The 25,633-nt window shown below is 73.7% G+C and carries 22 protein-coding genes; 5 read left to right on the forward strand and 17 right to left on the reverse strand.

The window, feature by feature from the left end:
- Window positions 1-232: 232 nt before the first annotated feature.
- Window positions 233-2,914, forward strand: coding sequence for a S8 family serine peptidase (locus A4A78_RS18300; RefSeq protein ID WP_062948807.1), 2,682 nt, complete (start codon window positions 233-235; stop codon window positions 2,912-2,914).
- An 84-nt stretch (window positions 2,915-2,998) separates the two neighbouring features.
- Here A4A78_RS18300 and A4A78_RS09945 read toward each other — a convergent pair whose 3' ends face one another.
- The 9 genes from A4A78_RS09945 to A4A78_RS09985 form a co-directional block, all read right to left on the reverse strand.
- Window positions 2,999-4,264: an exo-alpha-sialidase gene (locus A4A78_RS09945; protein WP_062948809.1), complete on the reverse strand. Its 1,266-nt coding sequence runs from the start codon at window positions 4,262-4,264 to the stop codon at window positions 2,999-3,001.
- Window positions 4,261-5,493 carry an exo-alpha-sialidase gene (locus A4A78_RS09950; RefSeq protein WP_082835286.1) on the reverse strand — a complete coding sequence of 411 codons (1,233 nt, stop codon included), beginning with the start codon at window positions 5,491-5,493 and terminating at the stop codon, window positions 4,261-4,263. The genes A4A78_RS09945 and A4A78_RS09950 overlap by 4 nt, the downstream gene beginning before the upstream one ends.
- 84 nt (window positions 5,494-5,577) lie before the next feature.
- The gene (locus A4A78_RS09955; RefSeq protein WP_062948813.1) at window positions 5,578-6,273 is read right to left on the reverse strand and encodes an N-acetylmannosamine-6-phosphate 2-epimerase; all 696 of its coding nucleotides are present in this window, start codon (window positions 6,271-6,273) and stop codon (window positions 5,578-5,580) included.
- Between the two features lie 69 nt (window positions 6,274-6,342).
- Window positions 6,343-7,386, reverse strand: a complete 1,044-nt coding sequence (locus tag A4A78_RS09960; protein WP_062948815.1) for an ROK family protein — start codon at window positions 7,384-7,386, stop codon at window positions 6,343-6,345.
- The gene (locus tag A4A78_RS09965) at window positions 7,379-8,326 is read right to left on the reverse strand and encodes a dihydrodipicolinate synthase family protein (RefSeq protein ID WP_062948817.1); all 948 of its coding nucleotides are present in this window, start codon (window positions 8,324-8,326) and stop codon (window positions 7,379-7,381) included. The genes A4A78_RS09960 and A4A78_RS09965 overlap by 8 nt, the downstream gene beginning before the upstream one ends.
- Window positions 8,327-8,370: 44 nt before the next feature.
- A complete protein-coding gene (locus A4A78_RS09970) occupies window positions 8,371-9,201 on the reverse strand; it encodes an ABC transporter ATP-binding protein (RefSeq protein ID WP_053917854.1) in 831 nt (276 codons plus the stop codon).
- Entirely contained in the window at window positions 9,198-11,222 is a 2,025-nt protein-coding gene (locus tag A4A78_RS09975) for a dipeptide/oligopeptide/nickel ABC transporter permease/ATP-binding protein (protein WP_062948819.1), read from the reverse strand. The genes A4A78_RS09970 and A4A78_RS09975 overlap by 4 nt, the downstream gene beginning before the upstream one ends.
- A 1-nt stretch (window position 11,223) precedes the next feature.
- Window positions 11,224-12,189, reverse strand: a complete 966-nt coding sequence (locus A4A78_RS09980; RefSeq protein WP_062948821.1) for an ABC transporter permease — start codon at window positions 12,187-12,189, stop codon at window positions 11,224-11,226.
- A 203-nt stretch (window positions 12,190-12,392) separates the two neighbouring features.
- Window positions 12,393-14,027, reverse strand: a complete 1,635-nt coding sequence (locus A4A78_RS09985) for an ABC transporter substrate-binding protein (RefSeq protein ID WP_156488600.1) — start codon at window positions 14,025-14,027, stop codon at window positions 12,393-12,395.
- Between the two features lie 371 nt (window positions 14,028-14,398).
- Between A4A78_RS09985 and A4A78_RS09990 the strand changes: the two genes are divergently transcribed.
- Window positions 14,399-15,121, forward strand: coding sequence for a FadR/GntR family transcriptional regulator (locus tag A4A78_RS09990; RefSeq protein WP_333489904.1), 723 nt, complete (start codon window positions 14,399-14,401; stop codon window positions 15,119-15,121).
- 5 nt (window positions 15,122-15,126) lie between these two features.
- Window positions 15,127-16,050 carry an aminoglycoside phosphotransferase family protein gene (locus tag A4A78_RS09995; protein WP_062948823.1) on the forward strand — a complete coding sequence of 308 codons (924 nt, stop codon included), beginning with the start codon at window positions 15,127-15,129 and terminating at the stop codon, window positions 16,048-16,050.
- A gap of 15 nt (window positions 16,051-16,065) precedes the next feature.
- On the opposite strand, the gene A4A78_RS10000 is transcribed toward A4A78_RS09995, so the two are convergent.
- Window positions 16,066-16,656, reverse strand: a complete 591-nt coding sequence (locus A4A78_RS10000; RefSeq protein WP_197466664.1) for an LURP-one-related/scramblase family protein — start codon at window positions 16,654-16,656, stop codon at window positions 16,066-16,068.
- Between the two features lie 41 nt (window positions 16,657-16,697).
- On the opposite strand from A4A78_RS10000, the gene A4A78_RS10005 reads away from it, so the two are divergent.
- The gene (locus A4A78_RS10005) at window positions 16,698-17,207 is read left to right on the forward strand and encodes an arsenic metallochaperone ArsD family protein (protein ID WP_062948825.1); all 510 of its coding nucleotides are present in this window, start codon (window positions 16,698-16,700) and stop codon (window positions 17,205-17,207) included.
- A 111-nt stretch (window positions 17,208-17,318) separates the two neighbouring features.
- Here A4A78_RS10005 and msrA read toward each other — a convergent pair whose 3' ends face one another.
- Window positions 17,319-18,011, reverse strand: coding sequence for a peptide-methionine (S)-S-oxide reductase MsrA (gene msrA, locus A4A78_RS10010; protein WP_062949826.1), 693 nt, complete (start codon window positions 18,009-18,011; stop codon window positions 17,319-17,321).
- 354 nt (window positions 18,012-18,365) lie between these two features.
- On the opposite strand from msrA, the gene A4A78_RS10015 reads away from it, so the two are divergent.
- Window positions 18,366-19,838 (forward strand): HNH endonuclease signature motif containing protein, encoded by a 1,473-nt coding sequence (locus A4A78_RS10015; protein ID WP_062948827.1) that lies wholly within the window; start codon window positions 18,366-18,368, stop codon window positions 19,836-19,838.
- A 53-nt stretch (window positions 19,839-19,891) separates the two neighbouring features.
- Here the strand turns inward: A4A78_RS10015 and A4A78_RS10020 are convergent, their stop codons facing one another.
- The 6 genes from A4A78_RS10020 to A4A78_RS10045 form a co-directional block, all read right to left on the reverse strand.
- Entirely contained in the window at window positions 19,892-20,446 is a 555-nt protein-coding gene (locus A4A78_RS10020; protein WP_062948829.1) for a hypothetical protein, read from the reverse strand.
- Window positions 20,446-21,705 carry a DUF58 domain-containing protein gene (locus tag A4A78_RS10025; RefSeq protein WP_062948831.1) on the reverse strand — a complete coding sequence of 420 codons (1,260 nt, stop codon included), beginning with the start codon at window positions 21,703-21,705 and terminating at the stop codon, window positions 20,446-20,448. Before A4A78_RS10025 ends, A4A78_RS10020 begins: the two co-directional genes overlap by 1 nt.
- 230 nt (window positions 21,706-21,935) lie before the next feature.
- On the reverse strand, window positions 21,936-22,928 hold the full coding sequence (locus A4A78_RS10030) for a MoxR family ATPase (protein ID WP_062948833.1): 993 nt from the start codon (window positions 22,926-22,928) through the stop codon (window positions 21,936-21,938).
- The gene (locus A4A78_RS10035) at window positions 22,925-23,428 is read right to left on the reverse strand and encodes a hypothetical protein (protein WP_062948835.1); all 504 of its coding nucleotides are present in this window, start codon (window positions 23,426-23,428) and stop codon (window positions 22,925-22,927) included. Before A4A78_RS10035 ends, A4A78_RS10030 begins: the two co-directional genes overlap by 4 nt.
- Window positions 23,425-24,309, reverse strand: a complete 885-nt coding sequence (locus tag A4A78_RS10040; RefSeq protein WP_062948837.1) for a DUF4129 domain-containing protein — start codon at window positions 24,307-24,309, stop codon at window positions 23,425-23,427. Before A4A78_RS10040 ends, A4A78_RS10035 begins: the two co-directional genes overlap by 4 nt.
- Window positions 24,306-25,583, reverse strand: coding sequence for a hypothetical protein (locus tag A4A78_RS10045; protein ID WP_062948839.1), 1,278 nt, complete (start codon window positions 25,581-25,583; stop codon window positions 24,306-24,308). Before A4A78_RS10045 ends, A4A78_RS10040 begins: the two co-directional genes overlap by 4 nt.
- Between the last annotated feature and the right edge of the window lie 50 nt (window positions 25,584-25,633).

Consider the following 25,633-nt stretch of genomic DNA (forward strand, 5'->3'; position numbering starts at 1 on the left):
CGTCCCCAGCCGGGAGCCGGACCGCCCTGAGCCCTACCCCCTGAGCGTCCGCGCGACCGCCGGCGGCGCGGATCCGTGACCTGATCGGGACCCTCCCTCCCGCAATCCGGTCGTTCGACTCCCGGTGAGGGGAGTCACATGATCAAATGGTGAGCGGCGGTGCGCACCGGACCTCCCGGGGCGACCCTTCGCGCGCGCACCGTCCTCCCTCTCTCCTCGAAGGACGGCGCCGATGCCTCTGCCCAGACCAGATCTTCCCAGACCCCGCGGCCTGCTCGCGGCCTCCGCCGGCACGGCGCTCGTCGCCGGCATGCTGGTGAGCGCCCCCGCGCTCGCCGACGGCGAGACCCCCGAGAAGCTCGGCACCGCCGCCGAGCTCGGCGTCGAGGTCCCCACGGCCGACGAGCTCCGTGCCGCGGGGGAGACCACCGTCCCCGGCCGCTGGCTGGTCGAGGTCGAGGGGCAGCCCACGCTCCGCGGCGGCTCGAAGGCGTCGGCGACCGCCGCGCAGGAGACCGTGGCCGAACGCGCCGAGGACGCCGCGATCCCGCTCAAGGTCCAGGAGAACTTCACCACCGGCTGGAACGGCATGTCCGTCGAGATGGACGACGCCGATGCGCAGAAGCTCAGCGAGGTCGAGGGCGTGCGGGCCGTGTACCCCGTGCTCGAGGTCGCCGCTCCCGAGCCGGCCGACGCGACGCCCTCGGACGTCTACGGCAACGCGATGACCGGCGTGGACCAGGTCCAGCAGGTCGACGGCCTCAGCGGCGAGGGAGTCACCGTCGCGGTGATCGACTCCGGCATCGACTACAACCATCCCGATCTCGGCGGCTCCGGAGTGGACGACGAGACGAAGGACTTCCCGAACGACCGCGTCGTCGGCGGCTACGACCTCGTCGGCGACGCCTACGACTCCCGCACCGGTGAGGCCCCCGTCCCCGACGAGTTCCCCGACGACTGCGGCGGCCACGGCTCCCACGTCGCCGGCATCATCGGCGCCGACGGCGAGGTCGTCGGCGTGGCCCCGAAGGTCGACCTGCTCTCCTACCGCGTGTTCGGCTGCGAGGGCTCCAGCGACACCGAGGTGATCCTCGAGGCGATGGAGCGGGCGATGGACGACGGCGCGGACGTGGTCAACATGTCCCTCGGCGCCTCCTTCATGACCTGGCAGGACTATCCGACCGCGCAGATGGTCGAGACGCTCGTCGACGACGACGTCACCGTGGTCATCTCCGCGGGCAACGAGGGGGCCGCGGGCCTGTTCTCGAGCGGCGCCCCGGGCGTGGCCGAGAGCGCGATCACCGTCGCCTCCGTCGACAACACCCACCGCTCCGCGCCCTTCGCGACCGCGGGCGGGGCCGACCGGCCCTACTCGGCCGCGACCGGCTCGCCGCAGCCGCCGACCGCGGGCGAGCTCGCGCTCGTCGCCGCCGGCGCTCCCGGCACCCCTGCCGCGCAGGCCTGCGATCCGGCGGCCGTGCCCGCCGCCGAGCCGGGCCAGGCCCTGCTCGTCGAGCGCGGCACCTGCGCGTTCCGCGAGAAGGCCGTCGCCGGCGAGCAGGCCGGCTACGACGCCGTGATCCTGTACGACAACGCCCCCGGCGTCGTGAACCCGACGGTCGAGGGCGATCCCGCGCTCACCGTCCCGGTCGTGATGCTCTCCCAGGCCGACGGCCTGGCCCTGCAGGAGGCCCTCGCGGCCGGCCCGGTCACCTGGGCCTGGCAGTCCGGCTCCACCACGGTCGAGAACGGGACCGGCGGTCTCGTCTCCGACTTCTCCTCCTACGGCCTGACCGCCGACCTCGACCTCAAGCCTGACGTCGCCGCGCCCGGCGGCTCGATCTGGTCGACGTTGCCGCTCGAGAGCGGCGGCCACGGCTCCATGTCCGGCACGTCCATGGCGGCGCCGCACGTCGCCGGCGCGGCCGCGCTGCTGCTGGAGGCGAAGCCGGATCTCGCCCCCGCGGACGTGAAGACCGCGATGATGAACACCGCCGACCAGCTCACCTGGTCGCTGCTGCCGGAGCAGGGCTATCTCGAGCCCGTCCACCGTCAGGGCGCGGGCATGCTGAACATGGTCGCCGCGGTGCACGCGACCTCGACCGTCACGACCCCCACGATTTCCCTCGGCGAGGGCGAGGCGGGCCCGAAGGACGTCACCCTGACGGTCACCAACGACTCCGACGCCGAGAAGGTGTACGACGTCGGCTTCGAGAGCGGCGTCGCGACCGCGATCCCGACCAGCAACCCCGAGTTCTACACGGCCGAGGCGACCACCGGCACCTCTGCCGAGCAGGTGACCGTGCCCGCGCACGGCAGCGCGGATGTCACCGTGACCCTCGGCGAGGACTTCGGGATGGACGGCCTCATCTACGGCGGCTGGATCACCCTGACCGGCGCCGACGACGACCTCGTGGTGCCCTTCGCCGGCCTCTCCGGCGACTACCAGGCCCTCGCCGTCCTGGACGACATGGGGATGGGCCTGCCCGGCCTCGGCGTCAGCGACGGCGCCGGCAGCGTGTTGCTGGATCCCGAGGGCGGCCACACCTACACGATGGCCGACGGCGACGTGCCCTACCTCGCCTACGCCTTCGCGCTCCCGGCCGAGAGGCTCGAGATCTCGGCCTACGAGGTGCGGGCCAACGGGAAGCTCAAGGTCGTCAACCCCTCCGTGGGCACGATCGACGCGACCGATCACCTGGGCCGTTCCTCCGAGCCCGAGCTGTACGCCTGGGACGGCACCTTCTCGATGAAGAACCAGAAGTCCCGCAGCGTGAAGGACGGCGACTACGTTCTGGAGATGAAGGTCCTCAAGCCCCTCGGCGATCCGGAGAACCCGGAGCACTGGGAGACCTGGACCTCGCCGCAGTTCACGATCGACTACGCGAACCCGCGTCAGCCCGGGGCCCGCTGAGCCCGGCGAGACGCCACCCGAGGACGGGGCGGCGGCACCTCGATGGTGCCGCCGCCCCGTCCTCGTCGTCGTGCTCGCGCCAGGTCACTCCTCGGGCAGGTCCTCCGGCTCGAGCCGGGTGAAGCGGATCTCCCGCGCCTCGACCTCCCACAGTATCCCGATCGCCCCGTCGTCCAGCGGCTGGACGACCGAGTAGTCGAGGTTCCCGGGCTCGAACAGGCCCACCGGCTCCCAGGTCGCACCGTCGTCGAGCGAGCGCGACAGGGTGCCGAGCCGCCGCGCGAAGGGATCGTGGCTGTTGGTGAACAGCAGCTCCTGCGCCCGCGGGTCCCCGGGCTGCGCTTCGGGGAAGCGCCGGGCGAGCTGGGCGTTGTTGCCCGGGTCGACGAACTGCTCGTCGATCCCGAGGTCCGCCCAGGTCTCGCCGCCGTCGGAGGAGAGAGCGATGCGGCGGTGCCCGCCGCGCGCGTGATCGCGGGAGTTCAGCAGGATCCGCCCGTCGGAGAGCTCGACGATCGTGGTCTCGTCCATGTCCTCGCCCACGGGCTCGCCGCGATGCCAGGTCTCCCCGTGGTCGTCGGACCAGAGCACGTAGGAGCGCACGACCTCGCGGGCCCCGTCGGCCGCGCTCTCGCTGTCGACCTTGCGGGCCCCGTCGGCCGTGCTCTCGCTGTCGGACGGGCGCTCCCCGTCGGCCGGGCTCTCGCCGTCGGCCGTGCCCTCGCCGTCTGTCGTGCCCGTGCCCGCGCCCTCGCCGGCGAGGAACCAGCCCGCGTACGGCTGGACCAGCCGTCCCGCATGCGGTCCCTGCCGCAGCCGCAGCCCCGTCCCGGAGGTGGGGAAGGCGGTGCGGATCAGGTCGGGCGGCGCGGCGATCGCGGTCACCGAGCGGTGGGTCCAGGTGCGGCCCCCGTCGGTGCTGGTGGAGACCGCGGAGCCCATCACGTCCCGGTCCGCGTCGTCGGTGCCGGCCGCGGCGTCCCACACCCCGCGGTCCTTCGCATGGGTGTGGAAGACGTGCACCCGCCCGGCGGGCTCGTCCACGATGAAGCTCGGATCGCAGTACCAGTGCCGGTCCGCGCGGTCCGCCTCCCGCAGGGTCTCGAACCCCTCCCAGGTGCGGCCCCCGTCGAGGGAACGGCGCTGGACCAGGCCCGTCGGGTCCGGGACGTCCTGGCCGGTCTCGCGGCCGTCGAAGGCGGCGAGCAGCTCGCCGCCGCCGAGATCGGCGAGGGCGACGATGCGGTACCGCGGCCACGGCCCCTCCCCGGCGCGGGCGAGGACCGTGGACGCACCGGTCAGCACCGGCAGCTCGGGCGTGGGGGAGGGGTCGTGGCCGAGGCGGATCATCGCGACAGGATCCAGTCCATGTCCAGGCGGGCGATCATGATGGTCTCCTGCTCGCCCTCGTAGGCGAGGAGGAACTCGTCCCGGCCCACGGGGATGATCACCGAGTACTGGCAGGCGCCGGGCGCGAAGACCCGCTTGCGCTCCCAGGACGCGCCGTCGTCGGTGGAGATCTCCACGGCCCCGTTCACGCGGTCGTTCGGGACGTGGTCGGCGTGCGAGAACAGCAGCACCTTCGCCTTCGCGGAGCCGCGGGGCGCGTCCGGGTAGGCGCGGGAGAGCTGGGCGTTGTTGCCCGGGTCCACGAGCGAGGGATCGCGGTGGAGGTCCACCCAGGTCTCACCGCCGTCATGGCTGAGCGCCACCCAGCGCCGGCCGGTGCGCACGTTCTCGCGGGAGTTCATCATGAGGGTGCCGTCGGAGAGCTCGGCGACCTTGTTCTCGTCCATCTGGGTGCCGACCCGGGTGCCCATCTGCCAGGTCTCGCCGTGGTCGTCGGAGAACAGCGAGTACGCGGAGACGTCCTGCCCGCCGGCGTCGTTGCGGAAGAAGCCCGCGTACTGCTGGACCAGGCGGCCCCTGTGCGCGCCGTAGCGCAGCTGGATGCCGGCGCCCGAGGAGGCGAACATGGCGCGGCAGTCCTCGGGCTTGGCGACCTCGGTGACCGAGCGGTGCTCCCACGTGAGCCCCGAGTCGTGGCTCACCGAGAGGTTCGCGCTGGTGACCATGCGGTCCTCGTCGTCGTTGCCGTACTCGCCGTTCCAGATGCCCGCGTCCTTCGAGTACACGCAGAACAGGAAGATCGTGCCGGTCTCGACGTCGACCACGTAGGAGGGGTCGGAGTAGCCGGTCTTCTCGCCGGGGACGGTGGACTCGTTCCCGGCGCGGACCACCTCGGGCTCGCCCCAGGTGCGGCCGCCGTCGGTGGAGCGGCGCTGCCAGATCGAGTTCGGGGCGGGGGCGTCGCCGTGCACGGGCCGCTTGTCGAAGGCGGCGAGCAGATCCCCGTTCGGGGCGACGGCGAGGGCGGGGATGCGGAAGTTCGCCACCCCCCAGTCGCCGGGGGCGGCGAGGACCTGCTCCTCGTAGCTGCCCTGGCGGCGGCCGCGGTCCTTCACCGGGGGGAGGGCGGCGCCGGCCGGCGCCGCGGAGGCGCCTGCGGCTCCGGTGCCGAGGGCGGCGAGCGCGGCGGCGGTGCCGAGCATCCCACGTCGGGTCATACGTGCATCCATCGGGTGTTCTCCTTCGTGTGGTCCTGCCGACGGCAGGGACAGGGGTCCTTCTGGACTCGCCCCGGGACGGGGCGAGAGTCTCGGTCAGGCGCCGGTGACGGCCTCGCGGAACCAGCGGGTGATGCTGGTGGGGTGGGTGATGGCGGTGCCGACGACGACGGCGCGCGCACCGGCGCTCCTCGCGGCGGTGGCCTGCTCGAGGGTGTGCACGCGGCCCTCGGCCACGAGCAGCGAGGTCTCGGGCAGGGTGCCCGCGAGCTCGCCGAGCAGGGCGAGGTCGGGTCCGGTGGTCTTCTCGCGGGCGGGCGTGTATCCGGCGAGGGTGGTGCCGATGATCTCGATGCCGAGCTCCGCGGCGCGGCGGGCGGAGTCGGCGCTGTCGCAGTCGGCCATCAGCGGGATGTCGCTGCGGGCGCGGAGCGCCTCGACGGTCTCGGCGAGGCTGCGGCCGTCGGGGCGGGGCCGGTCCGTGGCGTCCAGGGCGAGGATGTCGGCGCCCGCGTCGATCACGGCGAGGGCGTGATCGAGGGTGGGGGTGATGAACACGCCCTCCTCGCCGTCCTTCCAGATGCCGATCACGGGCACGTCCACGGCGGCCCTGACCTGGCGGATGTCCTCGAGCCCCTGGGCGCGGACGGCGGAGGCGCCGCCCTCGGCCACGGCCGCGGCGACCTGCGCCATGGTGCGCGGATCGCGCATCGGCTCTCCGGGATAGGCCTGGCAGGAGACGATCAGGGTGCCCTCGAGCGCGGCGACGAGCGGCGGGAGCGGGGAAGTCATGGAGAGGATCCTTCCGGGGACGAGCGGGCGGGCGAGGGGACGGTCGACGGCGCCGGACGGCGCGGGCGGCTAGCGGACGGGAGCCTCGACAGCGCGGACGGCGGCGCCGAGCAGGGCGGCGTGCGAGCCGGCGCTCGCGGGCAGCACGGGGGTCAGGGCGACGACGTCCATCGCCTCCTCGGCGATCCCCGCGTCCAGCGCCTCCCGCCAGGCGGGCATGTCCGCCTCGGCGACCCCGCCGGTGAGGGCGACGACGTCGGGGTCCAGGACGTTCAGCAGCGCGCCGAGCACCCGGCCGGTCGCGCGACCGGCGCGGCGGTAGGCCTCGAGCGCGGCGCGGTCGCCGCGGGCGGCCGCGGCGGCGAGCTCCCGGCCGTCCCGGAGCGCGGCCGCGGAGGTCGACGTGGAGACGGGTGCACCGTCGGCGTCGGACACACCCAGCCGTTCTGCGAGGCGCACGATGCCCGGGCCGGAGGCGAGGCCCTCGAGATGCCCGCTGCGGCCGCAGGGGCAGGGGACGCCCTCGGCTCCCGGCACGGGCACGTGGCCGACGTGCCCGGCGGCGCCGTGCGCGCCGACCACCGCCCGTCCGCCCTGCACCTGGCATCCGCCGATCCCGGTGCCGACGGCCATCAGCAGCAGCGAGTCGCGCCCCCTGCCGGCGCCGAAGCGCGCCTCGCCGATCCCGTGCGCGTGCACGTCGTTGAGCACCGCGACCGGCACGCCGAACCGCTCCGCGAAGGGCTCGGCGATCTCCGTGCCGGCCCAGCCGGTCAGGGAGTCTGTGGCGTGGGTGATGCGGCCGCGGACCGTGTCCACGACCCCGGCCGAGGAGATCCCGACCGCGGACACCCGGGCCCCGCCGCGCACGCGCTCGGCCAGCTCGAGCGCCGCGCCGAGGATCGCCGCCGCGCCCTCGGACGCAGGCGTCGGCACCTCCGCGACCCGCTCGAGACGCGGCGACTCAGCGGCCCCGTCGGCATCGCGCGTGCCCGCGCCGGACCCGTCGGCCGCGTGGCTCCCGGCCGCGGGCCCGCCGGGCTCGATGCCGTGGACTAGGGCGGCGCGGATCTTCGTGCCGCCCAGGTCGAGGGCGAGGACCGGATCAGGCACCGGCGCCCGCCCCGTCCAGCAGGCCGACGGCGGCGAGGATCTCGCGGATGCGGTCCACCGCCTCGCCCTCGATCGGCGTCATCGGCGAGGCCATGACGTTGGTGGAGAAGACGCCGAGCTCGCGCAGCGCCGTCTTGAACGCGCCGACGCCCGCGGCCGGCCCCACCTTGTCGGCCGGCTGGAAGACGATCTCGAACAGCTGCGTCAGGCGGTCCTGCTCGGCGCGCACCTGCGCCCAGTCCTCCGCCTGCGCGGCGCGGTGCATGCGCACGTAGCCGGCCGGGTCCACGTTGCCGAGCCCCGGCACGGAGCCGTCGGCCCCGGCGAGATAGGCGCCGTCGACGACGACCTCGTGGCCGGTCAGCAGCGCGAGCGGCGAGCCCGCGGCACGGTTCGCCGCCGCCAGGCGGCGGAAGGAGACGTCGTCGCCGCTGGAGTCCTTCACCCCGGCGATCACGCCGTCCTGACCCAGCCGCAGCAGCTGGGCGGGGGAGAGCTTGGTGTGCACGCAGACGGGTATGTCATAGGCCCACAGCGGCAGCTCGGTCGCCGCGGCGACGGCGCGGAAGTGCCGCTCGATCTCCTCGGGGCCGGTCACCGCGTAGAACGGGGCGGTGGCCACGTAGCCGGCGAGGTCGAAGCGCTCCGCCGCGCGGACGTGCTGGATCACCCGGTCGGTCTGCATGTCGATCACGCCCGCGATCACGGGGACCTGCCCGGCGACGGTGCCGGTGACGGCCTCGAGGACCGCCTCGCGGCGTGCGTCGTCCCAGAAGGCGACCTCGCCGGAGGAGCCGAGGGCGAAGATGCCGTCGACCCCGCCCTCGAGCAGACGGCCGACGAGCCGCTCGAGCGAGGGCAGGTCGATCTCGCCCTCGGCGGTCAGCGGGGTCAGCAGCGGGGGGACGACGCCGGTCAGGGCGCGGGAGGCGGTGGTCATGGAGGGTCTCCTGGATGCGTCGGGGGTGCGTGCGGTGCGGTGGCTCAGAGCAGCGAGGGCGCTGCGGCGAGCAGGCTGCGGGTGTACTCGTCCCGCGCCTCGGTGAAGATGCGGTCGGTGGTGTCGTGCTCGACGACCCTTCCGCCGTTCATGACGATGATCGAGTCGGAGATGAAGCGGACCGTGCTCATATCGTGGGAGATGAACACCAGGCCCAGTCCCAGCTCCCGCTTCAGATCGGTGAGCAGGTTCAGCACCTGGGCGCGGACGGACACGTCCAGGGCGCTGGTCGGCTCGTCGGCGACGATGATCTCCGGCTCCAGCGCGAGGGCGCGGGCGATCGCGACGCGCTGGCGCTGGCCGCCCGAGAGCTGCCGGGGCAGCACCTCGAGCGCCGACTGGGGCAGGCCCACCAGGTGCAGCAGCTCCCGCACCCGCGACAGGCGCGAGGCGTCGTCGCCGATGCCGTGCACCCGCAACGGGTCCACGAGCGTCTCCCGCACCGGCAGGCGCGGGTTCAGCGCGGTCGAGGGGTCCTGGAAGACGACCGACACCTTCCGTCCGAGCTCCCGACGGGCGGCCCGGCCGTGCCGCAGCGGCGTCCCGTCGAAGAGGACCTCGCCCTCGGTGACCGGCTGCAGGCCGGTCATCACCCGGGCGAGCGTGGACTTGCCGGAGCCGGACTCGCCGACGATGCCGAGCACCTCGCCGCGGCGGACGGAGACGCTGACCCCGTCGACCGCGCGCAGGGTGTCCGGGCGGAGGATGCCGCCGGAGCGGAGGCGGTGCACGACGTGCACGTCGCGCAGCTCGATCGTCGGCGTCGCCCGGCGGGGGTCGCCGGCCCGGTCGGCGGCGTGGCTGGCGTCGGTCATCGCGATGCTCCTTCGAGGGGGCCGGGCAGCTCGCCCGTCGTGGACACGAGATGGTCGTCGGCCCCGGTGGTGACCAGGCGGGGCCGGGTCGTCGGATCGGCCGACGGGTCCAGCGAGCGCGGGGCGAAGCGGTCGCCGGGGGCGAAGTCGCGCGGCGAGGGCACCGTGCCCTGGACCTGGTGGAGCCGGGCGGCACCCGCCTCGATCGACAGCACCGAGCCGAGCAGCCCGCGGGTGTACTCGTGGCGGGGATCGACGAGGATCTGGCGGTTGCTGCCCTGCTCCATGACCTGGCCCGCGTACATGACGGTGACGCGGTCGGCGAGCTGGGAGACCAGCGCCAGGTCGTGGCTGACGAACACCATCGCGAAGCCGAGCTCGTCCTTCAGCCGGTTCAGCAGGTCCACGACCTGCTTCTGCACGGTGACGTCGAGGGCGGTGGTCGGCTCGTCGGCGATCACGAGCTTCGGGTCGCGGGTCAGGGCCATCGCGATGAGCACGCGCTGGCGCTGGCCGCCGGAGAGCTCGTGCGGGTAGGAGTTCAGCATCCGCTGGGGCTCCAGACCCACCAGCTCCAGCAGCTCCTCGGCGCTGCGGGTGCCGCCGCGCCGGGTCAGCTGCGCCATCTGGGAGCGGATCAGCATCGAGGGGTTCAGCGAGCTCAGCGCGTCCTGGTAGATCATCGCGATCTCGTGGCCGCGCAGGGCGTTGACCTGCTTGGGGGCGAGGGAGAGGAGGTCCTGGCCGTTCAGCAGCACCTTCCCGCTGATCCGGGCGGTGCGGGGCAGCAGCCCCATGACCGCCAGGCTCGCCACGGACTTGCCGGAGCCGGACTCGCCGACCAGGCCCATGGTCTCCCCGGGCCGCACCTGGAAGGAGATGCCGTCGAGGATGTCCACCTCGCCGTGCGCCTCGGGGAAGGCGACGCGCAGGTCCTGCACCTCGAGCAGCGGTGGGATCCCCGGGTCGATCGTCGGCCGCTCGGGACGGGCCAGCTCGGCGGTGCGCAGCGCGGCGAGGGACTCGTGCAGCAGGCGCCGGGTCGTCTCCTCGTCGGTCACCCCGAGCACGTCGGGCTCGTCGGCGCCATCGGCAGCAGGGGTCTGCTCGGCCTGCTCCTCGAGCGCCTTCTCGTCGGCCTCGACGTCGACCTTCACCTTCACGCGCGGGCTCGCCATCGCGTCGGTGAGGCCCTCGGAGAGGATGTTCAGCGCGAGGGTGGTCAGCAGGATCATCAGGCCCGGGAAGAAGGTGGGCCACCAGTAGCCGGACAGCAGCAGCTGCTTGCCGTCGGAGAGGATGTTGCCCCACGACGGGTTCGGCGGCTGCACGCCCGCGTTGATGAAGGACAGCGAGGCCTCGAGCACGATCGCGTCGGCCACCAGCACGGTCGCGAACACCATGATCGGGGCGATGCAGTTGCGGGCGACGTGCTTGGCGAGGATCCAGGCGGTGGAGGCGCCCATGACCTGCGAGGCGGCGACGTAGTCCTCGCCGAACTGGGCGAGCACGTTGGCGCGCACCACGCGGGCCAGCTGCGGCACGTAGAGGAACGCGATCGCGAAGATCAGCACCGGCAGCGAGTTGCCGAACACGGCCACGAACACGGCTGCGAGCGCGATGCCGGGAAAGGACATGACCACGTCGAGCACGCGCATGACGATCTCGGCCAGGAGCTTCGCGCCGGTCGCGGCGATCGAGCCGATCACCGCGGCGGCCACCAGCGCGGCGCCGGTGGCGGCCAGGCCGATCAGCAGCGAGGAGCGGGCGCCGTGGGCGACGCGGGAGAAGATGTCCCGCCCGATCGCGTCGGTGCCCATCCAGTGCTCGCCGCCGGGCGGCTGCACCGGCGTGCCGGTGGTGAGCGGGCCGTGCGGGGCGATCAGCGGCGCGAAGACGGCCAGGATCGCGAGCAGGACGAGGAAGACCACCGCGAGGCGGGAGGCCCAGGGCAGGGCGGTGAAGGGGGCCAGCGGGCTGCCGCTGACGGACTGGAGGCGGGATCCGAGCTTCGGTCGCATGTCAGATGCTCCTGATCCGGGGGTTGACGACGACGTAGAGGAGGTCGACCAGGATGTTCACCACGATGAAGGCGATCGCGACGACGAGCGTCACGCCCTGGACGAGGAAGACGTCGTTGCGGGTGACGCCGTCGAGGATGAGCTGTCCCATGGCCTGGATGTTGAAGATGATCTCGATGATCACGGCGCCGCCCATGAGGTAGCCGACGCGCAGGCCCAGCACCGTGATCGGGGTGATCAGGGCGTTGCGCAGCACGTTGCGGGAGACGACGACGGGATAGGGGATGCCGGCGCCGACGGCGGTGCGCACGTAGTCGCGGTCCAGCTCCTCGACCATCGCGGTGCGGACCACGCGGGTGAGCGAGCCGGCCACGGGGATCGCCAGCGCGATCGCGGGCAGCGCGATGTTGCGCAGATAGGCGGCGGGGTCCTCGAAGAACCCGACCCAGCGGGTCACCAGGGCGGGGAAGATGCCCCACCCGCCGGGGACCTCGCCGAGCCACTGGATCATCAGGATCGCGAGCCAGAACGACGGGGTCGCGAGAGCGGCGATCGTCAGCACGCGGATCACCTGGTCGACCCATCGGTCGCGGAAAAGGGCGGCGAGCACGCCGAGGACCGCGGAGAGCACGATCGCGATCGCGAGGCCGAGGAAGGTCAGCTGCAGAGTGATCGGGAAGGCGCTGGCGACCACCTCGGTGACGGGCACGTTGCCGCTGGTGGTGCCGAGGTCGCCGCGCAGCATCCCGCCGAGGAAGGTGAAGTAGCGAATCCAGATCGGGTCGTTCAGGCCGTTGTTCTCCCGGTACAGCTCCAGCGCCTCGGGGGAGGCGGACTCCCCGAGCGCGAGCCGGGCGGGATCCGACGGCGAGAACGACATGATGACGAAGACGAGCAGGGTGACGCCGAGGATCATCAGCGGCAGGGCGAGCAGTCGTCGCCCTATCAGGCGGACGAGTTGGGACACGCGGTCCTCCGTGGAAGAGCGAGGGGCAGGGGCGGCGGCCGGGCGGGATGCGGGGCCGGTGGTCGCGCGGGCGGCCGGGACGAGGGCCCGGCGCAGTGCCGGGCACGGGCCCGAGCACGGGGCCCGGCGCGGGGCCGACGGGGGAGCGGCCGCCGGGGTCGACGAGCGGGTCGTCGGCCCCGGCGGCGGGGCTCAGGGACGGGTCACGGGGCCTTCGTCGAGGCGACCTCGACGAAGCTCAGACCGGTCAGGGAGATCGGCTCGAAGCCGACCAGCGAGGAGCCGTCCCAGGCCGTCGGGGCCTTGCGGTGGAACAGCGGGTACAGCGGGACCTCCTCGGAGAGCAGGTCGAACAGCTCGCCCCAGGTGGCCTCCTGGGCCGCGGTGTCCGTGGTCTCCAGGCCCTCGGCCAGCAGCGACTGGACCTCCTCGTAGGACTCCTGACCCTTCCAGTGCATGCGGGTGTCGGTCCAGACGTCGCCGCCGTACCACCAGCGCATGAGCAGGTCGGGGTCGTTGCCGAAGACGGAGGGGTCGCCGGGGGCGATCACCACGTCGTAGGCGTCGGGCTTCCCGTCGATCGTGGTGTACACGTCGGCGGACTGCTTCTGCTCGAAGGCGACCTCGACGCCGGCCGCGGCGAGGGACTCCTGGATGATCGGGGTGCACTGGGCGACCCAGTCGTGGTCGGTGCACAGCATCCGGAAGGAGGTCAGGCCCGTCTCGGCGAAGAGGGACTTCGCCTTCTCGGCATCGAGCGAGTAGACGGTCGAGGCCTCCTTGTAGTTCGGGTGCTCCTTCTGCACGAAGCAGCTCGCCGCCTCGGCCTGACCGGACAGGCCCGTCTCGATGACCTTGTCCATGTCGATCGCGTAGAGGAAGGCCTGGCGGTTCTTCACGTCGTGGAAGGGGTTGTCCTCGCTGTTGTTGAACATCGCGAAGAGCAGACCGAAGCCGCCGACGGACTCGACCTCGCCGGTCGCCTTCAGCTGGTCGATCGAGAGATAGGGGACCGAGTCGATGGCCTGCACGGTCTGCGACTGCAGCGCATTGGTGCGGGTGGACGGGTCGGGGATGACCTGCCAGCTCATCGTCTTCGCCTTGGCGGGCATCGGGCCGGTGTAGTCGTCGAAGCGCTCGAACTCGACGATCTTCGAGGCTGCGGAGTTGTCGGTCATCTTCCACGGGCCCGAGCCGACGGGGTTCGAGTCGAAGGCGTCGGGATCCGCCTCGACGGCGGCCTTCGGGACGATCTTCACCGTCGAGAGGCGCTCGGCGAGCACAGCGGTGGGGTGGGCGAGGGTGAAGGTGACGGTGGTGCCGTCCTTCTTCTCGACCGACTCGACGAAGGGGATGAACTGCGCGTACAGCGAGGCGTTCGCCGGATCCTGCACGCGCTCGAAGGAGAACACGACGTCCTCGGGGGTGACGGGGGTGCCGTCGTGGAAGACGGCGCCCTCGCGCAGCGCGATGTCGACGCTGGTCCCGTCGGTCGCGGGGACCTCGGTGGCGAGCGCCGCATAGACCTCGCGGGTCACGGGGTGCAGTTCGGTGAGGCCCTCGAGGGTGTGCCAGTTGACCGCGACGGTGAGCGCCGCCGAGGTGGTCATCGGGTCGTAGCCGTTGGTGCCGAGCTCGTAGCTGATCGCGGCGTCGATGTGGCCGTCGGGGTTCGGCTCGCCGGCGGGCGCGCCGCCCGCGTCGGAGGAGCCGCCGGAGCCGCCGTCGCGCGGGGCGCAGGCGCCGATCCCGGCGACGATGCCGGCGGCGCCGGCGAGGGCGGCGGTGCCGCGGAGGAAGCCGCGTCGGCCGAGACGGCTGGAGGGGTTGGTGATCACCGTTGATGCATCCCTTCTGTGGGTGTCCCCGGGGCCCGTGGCGCCGGGGGTCGAGCGGAGCCCGTCCTCGCGAGTCGACGGAACTCTCGCCGCCCTGCGAAGATCAGACGTATGATGTCTGATGACTGGGAAGAGTACATCACAGTCGGTGCGGTCGCCGCCACCCGGTGAGGCGGCCGTGATCGAGCGGTGACCTGGTCCGGGTCCGTTTCCCGTGCGCCGTCGAGCGTGCGGGGCGGAGGGCGGCCCGAGCAGGAGCAGCGCCCTCCGGCCCGGACCTCGGGAGGAACGGCTTTCGCAGGCAGACGTCAGAATGCAGGCATGATGGGGCACGGCCGTCGATGACGGCGGGCCCGGGGAGGAGGCGCATCGTGCGCAGCAAGGGGACCGGCGTCACCGCCGTCGACCGCATCCAGGAGCTGATCCTGGAGGAGGGGCTCGCGCCCGGCGACCCGATGCCCACCGAGGCCGCGCTCTGCGAGCGGCTGGGGATCTCCCGCTCCTCGGTGCGCGAGGCGATGCGCACCCTCGCCTCCCTCGACATCGTCGAGGTGCGCCACGGCCACGGCACCTTCGTCGGCGCCCTCTCCCTCTCCCCGCTCGTGGACGGGCTGCTGTTCCGCACCCGGCTCGATGACCACGGCGACCTGCGCGCGCTGCGCGAGGTGGTCGAGCTGCGGATCGCGCTGGACCTCGCGGTCGCCGAGCAGCTGGTGGAGATCTACCGCGGCACCGAGAACCCCGAGCTCGAGGGCCACGTGGAGACCATGCGCGAGCTCGCCTCGGCGGGGGAGCCCTTCCCCGAGGCCGACGCCGCCTTCCACACCGTCCTGTTCTCCCGTCTGCCCAACAGCCTCCTGCGACAGCTCGCCCAGGCGTTCTGGGAGGTGCACACCACCGCCGTGCCGCTGCTGGGGATCGCCCCGGCCCAGGACATCCTCGATACCGTCGAGGCGCACCGCGCGATGCTCACCGCGCTCGAGGCGGGGGACGCGGCGGCATACCGCGAGGCCGTCCACCAGCACTACCGGCCGCTGGGCCGCGTGCTCGACGCCGCCGGGGAGGGCGAGGACGCTCCCCTCGGAGAGGCCTGAGCGCCGTGGAGCCGGAGGACGTCCTCGATCTGGTCCGCGCCCGGCCCTGGGCGGGCGCGCCATGGGCCCGCGAGCTCGTCGACTCCTTCCCCGGCCGTCTCCGCGCGGCCCTGACGCGCTGGGACCTCCGGATCGTGTGGGCCTACACCGACGGCGCGGAGCTGCCGGTGCTCGAGGTGCGCGGTCGCGGCAACGGCCCCGCCGTGCTGAAGCTGTGCGGGCACGGCAGTGATCACGACCAGCAGGTGCGGGTCCTCCGTGCGGCCGACGGGCGCGGCTACGTGCGCGTGCTCGACCATTCCGAAGAGATCGGCGCGACGCTCCTCGAGCGCCTCGGGGCGCCGCTGCACGCCACCGCCGCCACGCCGGAGGCCGAGGTCGACACGCTCGCCGACCTGCTCCCGGCCACCTGGGACCTGCCGAGCGCGGTCGGGGAGCCGCACGCCCCGTCGCAGAAGGCGAGGTCGCTGCTCGCCCTCGTCGACGGCGCGCTCGAGGCGCCCGCGGACCGGCACCGCCCCGTGCTCGAGGCGGCCCGCCGACTCGCCGTCGCCCTGGTCGAGGACCCCTCGCCGCGCCAGGTCGTCCTGCACGGGGACCCGCATGCCGGCAACGCCCTGCGGCGGGGAGCCGAGCACGTGCTCATCGACCCCGACGGCTTCCTCGGCGAGCCCGAGTGCGACGCGGGCGTCGCCCTGCGGGACCACCAGCAGCTCCTCGACGACCTGGAACGCCGCGCCCCCGGTGCCGCACGGCGACGCCATGGCGCCCTCGTCGCGCGGACGGCGCAGCGGCTCGAGCTCGATCCCGAACGGATCACGGCGTGGGCGCACCTCGAACGGGTCACCACCGGGATCCACCTGCGCAGCCTCGGCTGGGCGTCGGAGGGAGAGAGCTGGCTGCGGACGGCACGGCTCCTGCTGCTCTGAGCGCTCCGCGACGCCTCAATTGCTGCTGCGCGCCCTCTTCGCCCGGATCAGATCCAGCACGATGCAGCCACCGACGATCGCCAGGCGCAGGGGTGGCGGCACCGTGGGATCGAAGCCGAGCACGTACCGGCTGTGCCCGAGGAACCCCCGGCTGAGACCGGCCCACTCCCGGGCCGACCGCGCGGCGACGGCCTCGCCGTACCGGAACTCGTAGTCGAGCCCCAGCATGTCGCCGTGCAGCTCGAGCTCCGCCCCGTCGGCGAGGGTCATGCTCACCTTCGTCGAGAAGACCGAGAAGCGGCTGCGCAGCTCGGCGACCGGAGTGCCGTCGGGCGCGGAGAGCTCGAAGCGGTCGAAGCCGATCCCGGGCGGGTCCTCGACATGGAGCAGCGGCGTGCCGTCCGCATCGGCGACGTCGAGCGATCGTGCGCCCGAGAAGAACCGGGCGACGCCGCTCCCGGTGGTGGTCACGCGCCCCACGGCGCGCTCACCGGCGGCGTCGAGGATGTCGAAGTCGTTGGACATGAAGCCCGTGACCTGCTGCATCACGAGCGTGTCATGGGCCAGGAGGGTCGAGGGTCGGGGGCTGTCGGCCGCAGAGTCCATGCCCGCACGGTAACAATCACGTGCCGCGCTACGGTGGGGTCATGACCGACGCCGACGACTCCCCGCAGCTCGCGGGGCTGGACATCTTCCTCCCGTCCCCGCCGCCCGATGTGGAGCGGCAGGAGGCCTTCCTCGACGAGGCCGCGGCGCTCGCCCTGGACGGTCAGCCGATCACGGTGTACCTGCAGGACGAGGACGCCTGGGCCTTCGAGGAGTGTGAGCCCGTCCGCGCCCTGATGGAGTCCGCGGGGGATGCCGTGCTGCCGGTGACCCTGCTGGGCCTCGACATCGTGGTCAGCGGCACCTACCCGACCACCTCGCAGATGCAGCGCTTCGCGCAGGCGGGCGCGGCCGAGCGGGCGAAGCCGTCGGCGGCCGCCGCGGCCTGCGGTCCGGGCGGTGCGGCTCCGCTCCCGCGCGAGGCCGGCGGCTTCGCGGCCCAGCTCATGGGCGCCGCGCCGGCCGCAGCCCGGCCGTCGGGCGGTCCCGACATCGGCGGGCGGCGCAACCTCATGGGCGGCGACACCGGGGACGGCCTGCCCGGGCGCTGACGCCTCGGGGGCCGGGGCGGGTGCCCTTGCGGGTCCTCGGCGAACAGGACCCGCAGCCCGGGGGCATCGTCCCGTCGGCCCGCAGACCCGTCGGATTGCTGGCTCGCCGCCTCAGAGCGAGCAGGCGACCCCGTTGAACCCGTGGTTGCAGTAACCGGTGGGGTTCTTCTCGAGGTACTGCTGGTGCTCGGGCTCGGCGGTGTAGTAGACGCCGTTTCCGGCCTCGGCCAGCGGCGCGAGCTCGGTGGTGATCGCCCCGCGACCGGCGGAGTCCAGCGCCTCCTGGTAGCGGGTGGCGGAGTCGCGCACGATCTCGCCCTGCGCGTCCGTGGTCCAGTACACGGCGCTGCGGTACTCGGTGCCCACGTCGTTGCCCTGGCGGTTCGCGGTGGTCGGGTCGTGCTGCTGCCAGAACTCGGTCAGCAGCGCTCGCAGGGTGTCCTCGCCGCCGGTGTAGATCACGCGCACGGCCTCGGCGTGGCCGGTCCGGGCGGAGAACACCTCTTCATAGGTGGGGTGCGGCGTGTACCCGCCCGCGTAGCCGGCCGAGGTGGTGTGCACGCCGGGGATCTGCCAGGCGATCCGCTCGATGCCCCAGAAGCAGCCGCCGGCGAGGATCAGCTCCTCGGAGCCCTCCGGCCACGGGTGCGGGTCGCGGGGCGCGTCGGGCCCGAGCATGTCGGTGCCGAGCACGAGGTGCTCGCGCGCGAGCGGGTAGGGGTAGGCGTCGCGGCCGGGCAGGGCGTCCTCCGGCGCGACCATGTCCTTCTTGTGCGCGTACAGGAGATCCATCATCTGCCACATGCCCAGCACGGTAGCCCCGGTCGGCACCGAGCGGGAAGGGCGAGCGACGCCGGTCACGCCGGTTCCGCCGAGGGCGTGACAGCGAGAAGCGGAGACCCCGGCACCACGCATCGGGAGAGAAGGCGAGGGCCCGGCACCACGCATCGGGAGGAGGGGCGAGACTTCGGCGTCACGCATCGAGAGCCCCGGGCAAGCCCGCTGCTGTCCGTTGTCGGACGTCTCCTCCACATGCCGGGCGATCCACATCCTTGCGCCGATGCTGGCGCGTCGTCGACGAGGCGACCAGGCTGGGCTCGTCAGGTCGCGCCGCTCTCGGAGCTGTCGCGACCACCGCAGAGCGAGGGGAGGAGAGCCATGTCGGAGTCCGCACTGGACTGGGCCGATCAGCTGTCGCGTCTCCTCGACACTGCCCCGTCGGCCGAGGCGCTCGCCGCAGAGGAGGACGCCGCGCTGATCGATCTGATCGCTGCGACGGAGCGTGCCAAGGGACGTCTCGCTGCGGCGCAGGCCCGGGCCGAGGCCGCCTTCTGGGATGCGCAGATCCGCGATCAGCAGCGACAGGGAGTGCCCAGGGGACAGCGGGGCCGCGGCATCTCCGACCAGGTCGCCCTCGCCCGTCGCATCACCCCGAAGCAGGCGTCCGACGAGGTCGCGCTCCACCGGGTGCTGCTCGGATCCCTGCCGCGCACCAGCGAGCTGCTCGAGGCGGGGGAGATCAGCGAGTACGCCGCCCGCCGGGTCGCCGAGAACGTGCTGGTGCTCGAGGAGGAGGACCGGGCCCGCGTCGATGTCGACCTCGCCGACCAGCTGCCATCGGTCACCGCACGGCGGGCCGGAGACCTCGCCCGCGCCCGGGCACAGGAGCTCGACGCCGGAGCGGCGGTGCGGCGGCACCAGCGCGCGGTCGCCGGCCGACGGGTCTCGCTCCAGCCGGCCGTCGACGGCATGTGCATCCTTCGCGCCACCCTCCCCGTGAAGGACGACGTCGCGGTGCTGAGAATGCTCACCGAGGCCGCGCGATCGGCGAAGGCCGCGGGAGATCCGCGCACCAAGGGCCAGATCATGGCCGACACCCTCACCGCCCGCGCCTGCGGGCTCGAGAGCCCCGACGACATCCCCGTCGAGATCCAGCTGCTCATGACCGACATGACCCTCCTCGCCGACGAGGAGGCGACGGCATGGATCGACGGCCATCCGCTTCCCGGACGAATCGCCCGCGACCTCGCGCTCGGTGTGCCGACGCTCCCGTCCCCAGGACACGTGGCCGCAGATGCTCCCGCACCCCCGCCCGAGCTCAGCAGCGGGGCACGATGGATCCGTCGCCTCTACGCCGATGTCAGGACCGGAGATCTGACCGGGGTCGACGCCAGGCGGCGCCTCTTCCGCGGACAGGTCCGCCGCTTCATCCTGCTGCGCGATCAGCGCTGCCGCACGCCCTGGTGCGATGCGCCGATCCACGACATCGACCACGCCCATCGCTTCGCCGACGGCGGCAGCACCGACGCGGACAACGGCATCGGCCACTGCCAGCGCTTCAACCTCGTCAAGGAGATGCCGGGATGGGAGTCGACGGTCGACCCCTCGAGCGATGACCGAGCGCACCGCCTCACGATCAGGACCCCCACCGGGCACGTCTATCACTCCACCTCCCCGCTGCTGAGAAATCTCCTGGACGGGGAGGACGGAGCCCGCGCTGAGATCCTCGCGGACGAGCCCGTCGACGACCGCGACGCCCCGGACCCCGCTCATCGGCAGAGCACGACCGTCGCGGACGACGATGACGGGCCGTCGGATCCCGAGGAGCTGCCGGAAGCGCGCACGGGCTGATCAGCCGTGGTCGACTCGCGTCGGCCCGCACTGCGGCCCGGCCACCCCGGATCTCACCGGCCTCGCGGCATCACGGCGATCCACAGTGCGACGACGGCGACCGCAGCGACCACCAGGGCCCACGGTCCGAGCTGCACCTGCGCGAGCAGCACGACGAGCATCCCGCCCACCAGCGTCAGCACGAGCACCCCGGTGAGCGCACGCAGCGCGAGGCGCAGGGCGTCGCGGTCGAGAGCCCCGTGCGCGGGCATGACTGCCGCGAGCGCGAAGGCGGCATGGCCCGCGAGCAGCAGCAGACCCGTCGACCCGGCGAGCACGATGTCCAGATCGGCCCGCACCGCCAGCGCGATCACCACCGTCGTCGGCGCCAGCAGCCCGAGGTCGGTGTCGGGATCGAGCCACTGCGCGGCGAGGGCCGTCAGACAGGCGAGCCCCACCAGCACGACGCCCAGGTGCATCGCTGCCAGTCCCGGGCCGGACAGCGCGAGCGCCGCCGCGGCGAGCGTCGCCGCGGTGCCGGTGCCGCGCAGCACCCACTGCACGGGACTGATCCCGCGCAGCGCGAGAAGCGCATCGGCGACCGGGTCGAGCAGGGACGTCAGCCGCATCAGGACCTCCTCCGTCGCGGTGCACCGCGCGCGGCGGACAGCGACAGCAGCACCGGGGCCAGCGAGGCGGGTCCCTCCCACGCGGTGACCGGGACGCCCGCCTCCCGCAGCTCGCGCACCGTCCGCTCCCGCTCGAGCCTCCGCAGCGCCCACGCCTCGGGCCAGAAGCGCTCGGAGACCCGGCCCTCGAGCCGCAACGGCCGCCCGCGCAGCACGGAGGTGTCCCCGACGCTCGGCGGGAGCGTGTCCACGACGATCACATCCGCGCCGTGGGCGACGAGCTCCCCAATCCTGGTGATCACCTCGGGGCGGAGCAGGGGCGAGCACACCACCGTCAGCGTGCCGGTCCGCACCGCGGGCAGGCGGGGGAGGGGACGGAGCGCGCCCGGGTCTCGGGCCGCGCGGGACAGCGCATCGGTGAGCACCCGCAGCTGACGGGGGCCGGAGCCGGGCGGCACCGCGCCGATCAGCCGTCCGATGTCGAGCAGCGCGACCCGGTCGCCGACGCCGAGATAGTGGCGTGCCACGGCGGTCGTGGCCCGGATCGTCATGTCGAGGCTGGTGGGCGCGTCCTCGCCGGCCCAGGGCGCGGGGGAGACGTCCGCGGTGGTGTCGGTGACGACGAGGACCTCGGTGTCCTGCTCGGTGAAAGTCGCATTGGTGTGCAGCTGCCCGGTGCGACTCGTGACCCGCCAGTTGATCCGGTGCAGTCGGTCCCCGGGCCGGAAGGCGCGCACCTCCGACAGCGCGGTGCCGTCGCCGAGGCGCCGCGAGAGGTGCGCACCGCTCACCCCGATCGGGGTGGGGACGTCCACAGGGGCATCCAGCACCACGGAGGAGGGGACCACCTGGAGCGACACCGGGGGCAGGTCTACCTGCGCCCGGAAGGCGCCCAGCGGATCCGCGACCAGCACGTGCACCGGCCCCACCTCGATCCGGCCCCAGCGCCGGGCCCCGATGCGCAGCGCCGCCCCGCCGTCGCCGGTGAGGGAGCCGTGGCGCGGGGCCAGATCCGCATGCGGCGGCCTCGGGACGCTCGCCGTGGTCAGCAGGCCCGGACCTGCGGTCACCGTGGCGCGCGCCGCACCGTCCTCGTCGATCCGCCGACGGTTCAACTGCAGCGACGGGGCGGGGTAGGAGCGCTCCTCGCCACGGGCCGTGCGGCGGGCGAGCGCCAGCAGAGACCAGGCCAGCAGGGGCAGCCCGGCGAGGATCAGCGCGGGCTCCCCGCGCAGAAGCGCGAGGGCCAGGGCGAGCACGCCCACCGCGGAGGCGCGGACGAGCGCAGCGGTGGGACGGGGGCGCAGCGCGGGTGCGGGCGGCTCCGTGCGACCCGACGTCCCCGTGGACCCTGCTGTTCGCTGAGCACCCGCCGTACCGAACGTCGTCCTCGCCATTCCGATGCCCGGCGCTCCCGAGGCTCCTGTCGCTCCTTCGGTCCCCGGTGCCCCCGAGGCCCTGTCCGCTCCTCCTTCTCCCGCGGCCGGGCTCATGACGGGGACCGGGCCGGCTGCGGGGAGGCGACCGGCACCGGCACCTGCTCGAGGACCGCGTCGACGACGCCCGCGCCGGTCGCGTTCTGCAGCCACAGCTCGGGCCGGACGGTCACGCGATGGTCCAGCGCCGGATGCGCGAGCTCCTTGACATCCTCCGGCACCACGTAGCCGCGACCGCGGATCACCGCGAGGGCGCGGGCGCAGGTGATCAGGGCGAGGGTGCCGCGCGGCGAGGAGCCGACCAGGGCGTTCTGGTGGCGCCTGGTCGCGGCGACGAGGTCCACGGCATAGCGGCCCACGGCGTCCTCGACGTGCACCTCCTCGACCGCCGCCTGCAGGGCGAGCAGCTGCTCCGCGTCGAGCACCTGCGCGACGGTCTGCTCCTCGCGCCGGCGGTCGATCCGGCGGGAGACCACCTCCCATTCCTGCTCGGCGCTCGGATAGCCGAAGGACAGCCGCAGCAGGAAGCGGTCCAGCTGCGCCTCGGGCAGCGGATAGGTGCCCTCGTGCTCGATGGGGTTGGCGGTGGCGAGCACATGGAAGGGGACGGGCAGCGGCCGGGTGGTGCCCTCGACGGAGACCTGCCGCTCCTGCATCGCCTCGAGCAGCGCCGACTGGGTCTTCGGCGGGGTGCGGTTGATCTCGTCGGCCAGCAGAAGGCCGGTGAACACGGGGCCGGGACGGAACACGAACTCGCCGGTGCGCTGATCGAACACCTCGGCGCCGGTGAGATCGGCGGGCAGCAGGTCGGGAGTGAACTGGGCGCGGGCGAAGGGCAGGCCGAGCGCCTGGGCGAAGGAGCGGGCGGCGAGGGTCTTGCCCAGCCCGGGCAGGTCCTCGAGGAGGACGTGGCCGCCGGCGAGGAGTCCCGTGAGCACCAGCTCGAGGGACTGCCGCTTGCCGACGACGGCCGTCTCGACGGTGTCGAGCACGCGCCGTGCGGCGTCGGTCGCGGCGGTGGTGCTGAGGGCGGGGGTGGTGGTCATCGGGGCCTCTCCTCGCGCGGGGCGAGCTCGTCGAGATAGCGGTGCAGGGCTCTGCGGTCGATCGGCGGGAAGGGCTGCTGGGAGCCCTCCGCGGCGCGGGCGGCGCGGACGAGCTCGGAGAGCTCCGGGCCGAGCGGCGGGGCATCCGGGTCGCGAGACCGTTCGTCGGCGATGTCGGCCAGGACCAGGGCGAGGCCGCGGCCGGTCATGCGGCGGTGCGGCTGCGCGCCGTGGATCAGATCCTCCAGCCGACGCACCCGCACGTCCTGGGCATGGGGGAGGGCGTAGTCGGCGTCGAGGTCGAGGCGCGGGGCGCGCGAGGGCTCGGCCCGGTCGGCGCCGACGTGGAGGAACCACCAGGCTGCCCCGGCGAGGAGGCCCAGCGCGATCGGCAGCGGCAGCGGGAGCACGAGGCCCATCAGCGCGAGGGCGAGGGTGAGCAGGACCGCGGCCGCCGTGGTCACGACGGTCCGCCACATCAGGCCCAGGAGGGTGTTCATGCGTCTGCACCCCCGTCGCCGCCGCGGGCACGCCGACCGCCGGCGGGCCCGATGTCGCGGGAGCTCTGACCGGCCGCGGGCCTGCCGCTGCGGGGGCGCGCGCCGGTCATCGACCCGACGTCGTGGGCGGCCCCGCCGTCGGCGGAGCCGTCGTCGCGGGCGCGGGCGCCGGACATGCGCGCCGCCGCCGTGGCCTCGAGCCCCGCCGTGAGGCGGTCCAGGCTCGTCATCGCGACGGCGCGGTCCTCCTCCGTGAGCGGCTCCGGATCGAACAGCGCCCTACCGTAGAGGGCGGCGAGGTCGTCGAGGGCGGCGCGGTCCAGGTCGAGCGCGGCCAGCACCTCCACGATGAACTCGAATGTGGTGCGGGAGGGGTGCCGGGTGACGCCCGCCGCGGCGAGGGAGCGCTCCAGCGCCGTCCACGCCGCGATCACCGCGTCCTGCGCGTCGACCAGGCGTGCGAGCGGGTCCCGGGCCTCGGCGAGCGCGGTCCGGGCCTGCGCGGCGGTGAGCTCGTCCTCGGAGGCGGCGGTCGCCGGGGCCGGAGCGGGTCGGGCCAGCGCCCTCATCCGCACCGCGAGCCACACCGCGAGGACCGCGAGGGCCAGACCGAGGAGGGAGAGCAGCACGAGCAGCGGGGCGGCGCCGAGTTCGGCCCGGGGCCGCCGGTCCGGGGCTTCCGGGGTGCTCCAGCCGGGGTCCGACCAGCCCTCGGCGGTCGGCGCAGGGGACGGCTCCTCCCGCTCCCTCGATCCGCCCGAGCACGTGATCGGAGCACGCTCGGCGGCGGCCCCGAGGGCGACCGCGCCGAGTCCTCCCAGCGCGGCGAGGAGCAGCAGCAGGGCGATGACGCGACGCTGCGTCCCCTGGGCGGTGCTCACGGCCGATCGGGCTCCTCGCCGGGCGGTGCGGCGTGCGGGGAGGCGACCACGACGGACTGCTCCCCGTCGATGCGGGTGAGGATCAGCGTGGCGCGCTCCTCGCCGAAGCGGCGGGGCCGCAGCTTGCGACGCAGCTCGTCGGGCTCGACCGCGGTGCCCCGCTTCTTGATCTCGAGCACCCCGAGCCGGTGCTCGCGCAGGTAGGAGGTGAGGCGCTTGAGGCCGAAGGGCATCACATCCCGCACCGCGTAGCCCTTCGCGAAGGGGGTGGTGACGCGGCGCTCGGAGGTCAGGTACGCGATCGTGGGGTCCAGGGTGCGGCCGTCGATCCGGGCGGCGAGCTCTCCGATCAGCCCGGCGCGGATCACGGCGCCGTCGGGCTCGTAGAGGTGGTCGGCGAGCGGGCCGACGGAGGGGTCGCCGGCGGAGTCCGCGCCGCGGTCCAGACGGTGCGCGCCGTCGCGGCCGATCAGCACGGCGGAGGAGGCGATGCCCTCCCGGGCGAGCGGCCCGCACCAGGCGGTCGCCTCGAGCACCTGCCCGTGGAAGGACAGCCACTGCACCTCGACGTCCTCCGGCAGGGCGTCGCGGTCGATGCCGGGGCCGAGCTTCGCGCCGAGCGGGCCGGCGGCGCCGTCGCGGCCGAGGCGTCGGGCGAGGTCGAGCACGGCCGAGAGCGGCGGCTCGTACTCCTCGGGGTCGTGGAGGCGGCGGGAGCCGCCGCGGGCGGGGGCGCGTCGGGCAGGGTCCAGCCAGATCCCCTCGGTGTCGCGGGGGTCGTGGCCCTCCGCCCGGCCCAGGCGCGCGCTCGCGTTCGGGAAGGGGCGCAGGTTCACGGTGGCGACGGCGACGGTGACCGGATCGCGGTCCACCGCCTGGACGTCCAGGCCCAGCGCGGCCATCGCCATCGAGTCCCCGCCGATGCCGCAGCCGAGATCCGCGACGGAGGCGACTCCGGCGCGCTGGAAGCGCTCTGCGTGCATCGCGGCGACGGGCAGGCGCGTGGCCTGCTCGAGGCCGTGCGGGGTGAACAGCATGGTGCTCGCGAACTCCCCGAACTTCTCCGCGGCGCGGGCGCGCAGACGGGACTGGGTGAGCACCGCGGAGACGAGCTCGGGGGAGTGGCCTGCCTCGCGCAGGCGGGTCGAGACCCGCAGCGCCTCCTTCTCCTCGTAGGGCGGTAGGGCGTTCAGCAGCGCCCACCCGGAGGGCTGCAGCACGGGCTCGATCCCGCGCATCGCGGCAGCGGCGTCATCGGAGGTGGGGGCGACCATCGTGCCAGCGTACCGCCCATGCCGCGGCGCCGATCGTCGCGGCACGGGTC

Origin of the sequence: Brachybacterium sp. sponge (genome assembly GCF_001613775.1) — a bacterium.
GTDB lineage: Bacteria > Actinomycetota > Actinomycetes > Actinomycetales > Dermabacteraceae > Brachybacterium > Brachybacterium conglomeratum.

What these genes read in the sequence shown, in the direction of transcription:
- A4A78_RS09970 (WP_053917854.1), bottom strand. Translation starts at nt 9,201, where the DNA reads ATGACCGACGCCAGCCACGCCGCCGACCGGGCCGGCGACCCCCGCCGG.
- A4A78_RS10030 (WP_062948833.1), bottom strand. Translation starts at nt 22,928, where the DNA reads ATGACCACCACCCCCGCCCTCAGCACCACCGCCGCGACCGACGCCGCA.
- A4A78_RS10045 (WP_062948839.1), bottom strand. Translation starts at nt 25,583, where the DNA reads ATGGTCGCCCCCACCTCCGATGACGCCGCTGCCGCGATGCGCGGGATC.
- A4A78_RS10015 (WP_062948827.1), top strand. Translation starts at nt 18,366, where the DNA reads ATGTCGGAGTCCGCACTGGACTGGGCCGATCAGCTGTCGCGTCTCCTC.
- A4A78_RS10035 (WP_062948835.1), bottom strand. Translation starts at nt 23,428, where the DNA reads ATGAACACCCTCCTGGGCCTGATGTGGCGGACCGTCGTGACCACGGCG.
- A4A78_RS09950 (WP_082835286.1), bottom strand. Translation starts at nt 5,493, where the DNA reads ATGGATGCACGTATGACCCGACGTGGGATGCTCGGCACCGCCGCCGCG.
- A4A78_RS09965 (WP_062948817.1), bottom strand. Translation starts at nt 8,326, where the DNA reads ATGACCACCGCCTCCCGCGCCCTGACCGGCGTCGTCCCCCCGCTGCTG.
- A4A78_RS10005 (WP_062948825.1), top strand. Translation starts at nt 16,698, where the DNA reads ATGACCGACGCCGACGACTCCCCGCAGCTCGCGGGGCTGGACATCTTC.
- A4A78_RS09975 (WP_062948819.1), bottom strand. Translation starts at nt 11,222, where the DNA reads ATGCGACCGAAGCTCGGATCCCGCCTCCAGTCCGTCAGCGGCAGCCCG.
- A4A78_RS18300 (WP_062948807.1), top strand. Translation starts at nt 233, where the DNA reads ATGCCTCTGCCCAGACCAGATCTTCCCAGACCCCGCGGCCTGCTCGCG.
- A4A78_RS09945 (WP_062948809.1), bottom strand. Translation starts at nt 4,264, where the DNA reads ATGATCCGCCTCGGCCACGACCCCTCCCCCACGCCCGAGCTGCCGGTG.
- A4A78_RS09955 (WP_062948813.1), bottom strand. Translation starts at nt 6,273, where the DNA reads ATGACTTCCCCGCTCCCGCCGCTCGTCGCCGCGCTCGAGGGCACCCTG.
- A4A78_RS10020 (WP_062948829.1), bottom strand. Translation starts at nt 20,446, where the DNA reads ATGCGGCTGACGTCCCTGCTCGACCCGGTCGCCGATGCGCTTCTCGCG.
- A4A78_RS10000 (WP_197466664.1), bottom strand. Translation starts at nt 16,656, where the DNA reads ATGGACTCTGCGGCCGACAGCCCCCGACCCTCGACCCTCCTGGCCCAT.
- msrA (WP_062949826.1), bottom strand. Translation starts at nt 18,011, where the DNA reads ATGTGGCAGATGATGGATCTCCTGTACGCGCACAAGAAGGACATGGTC.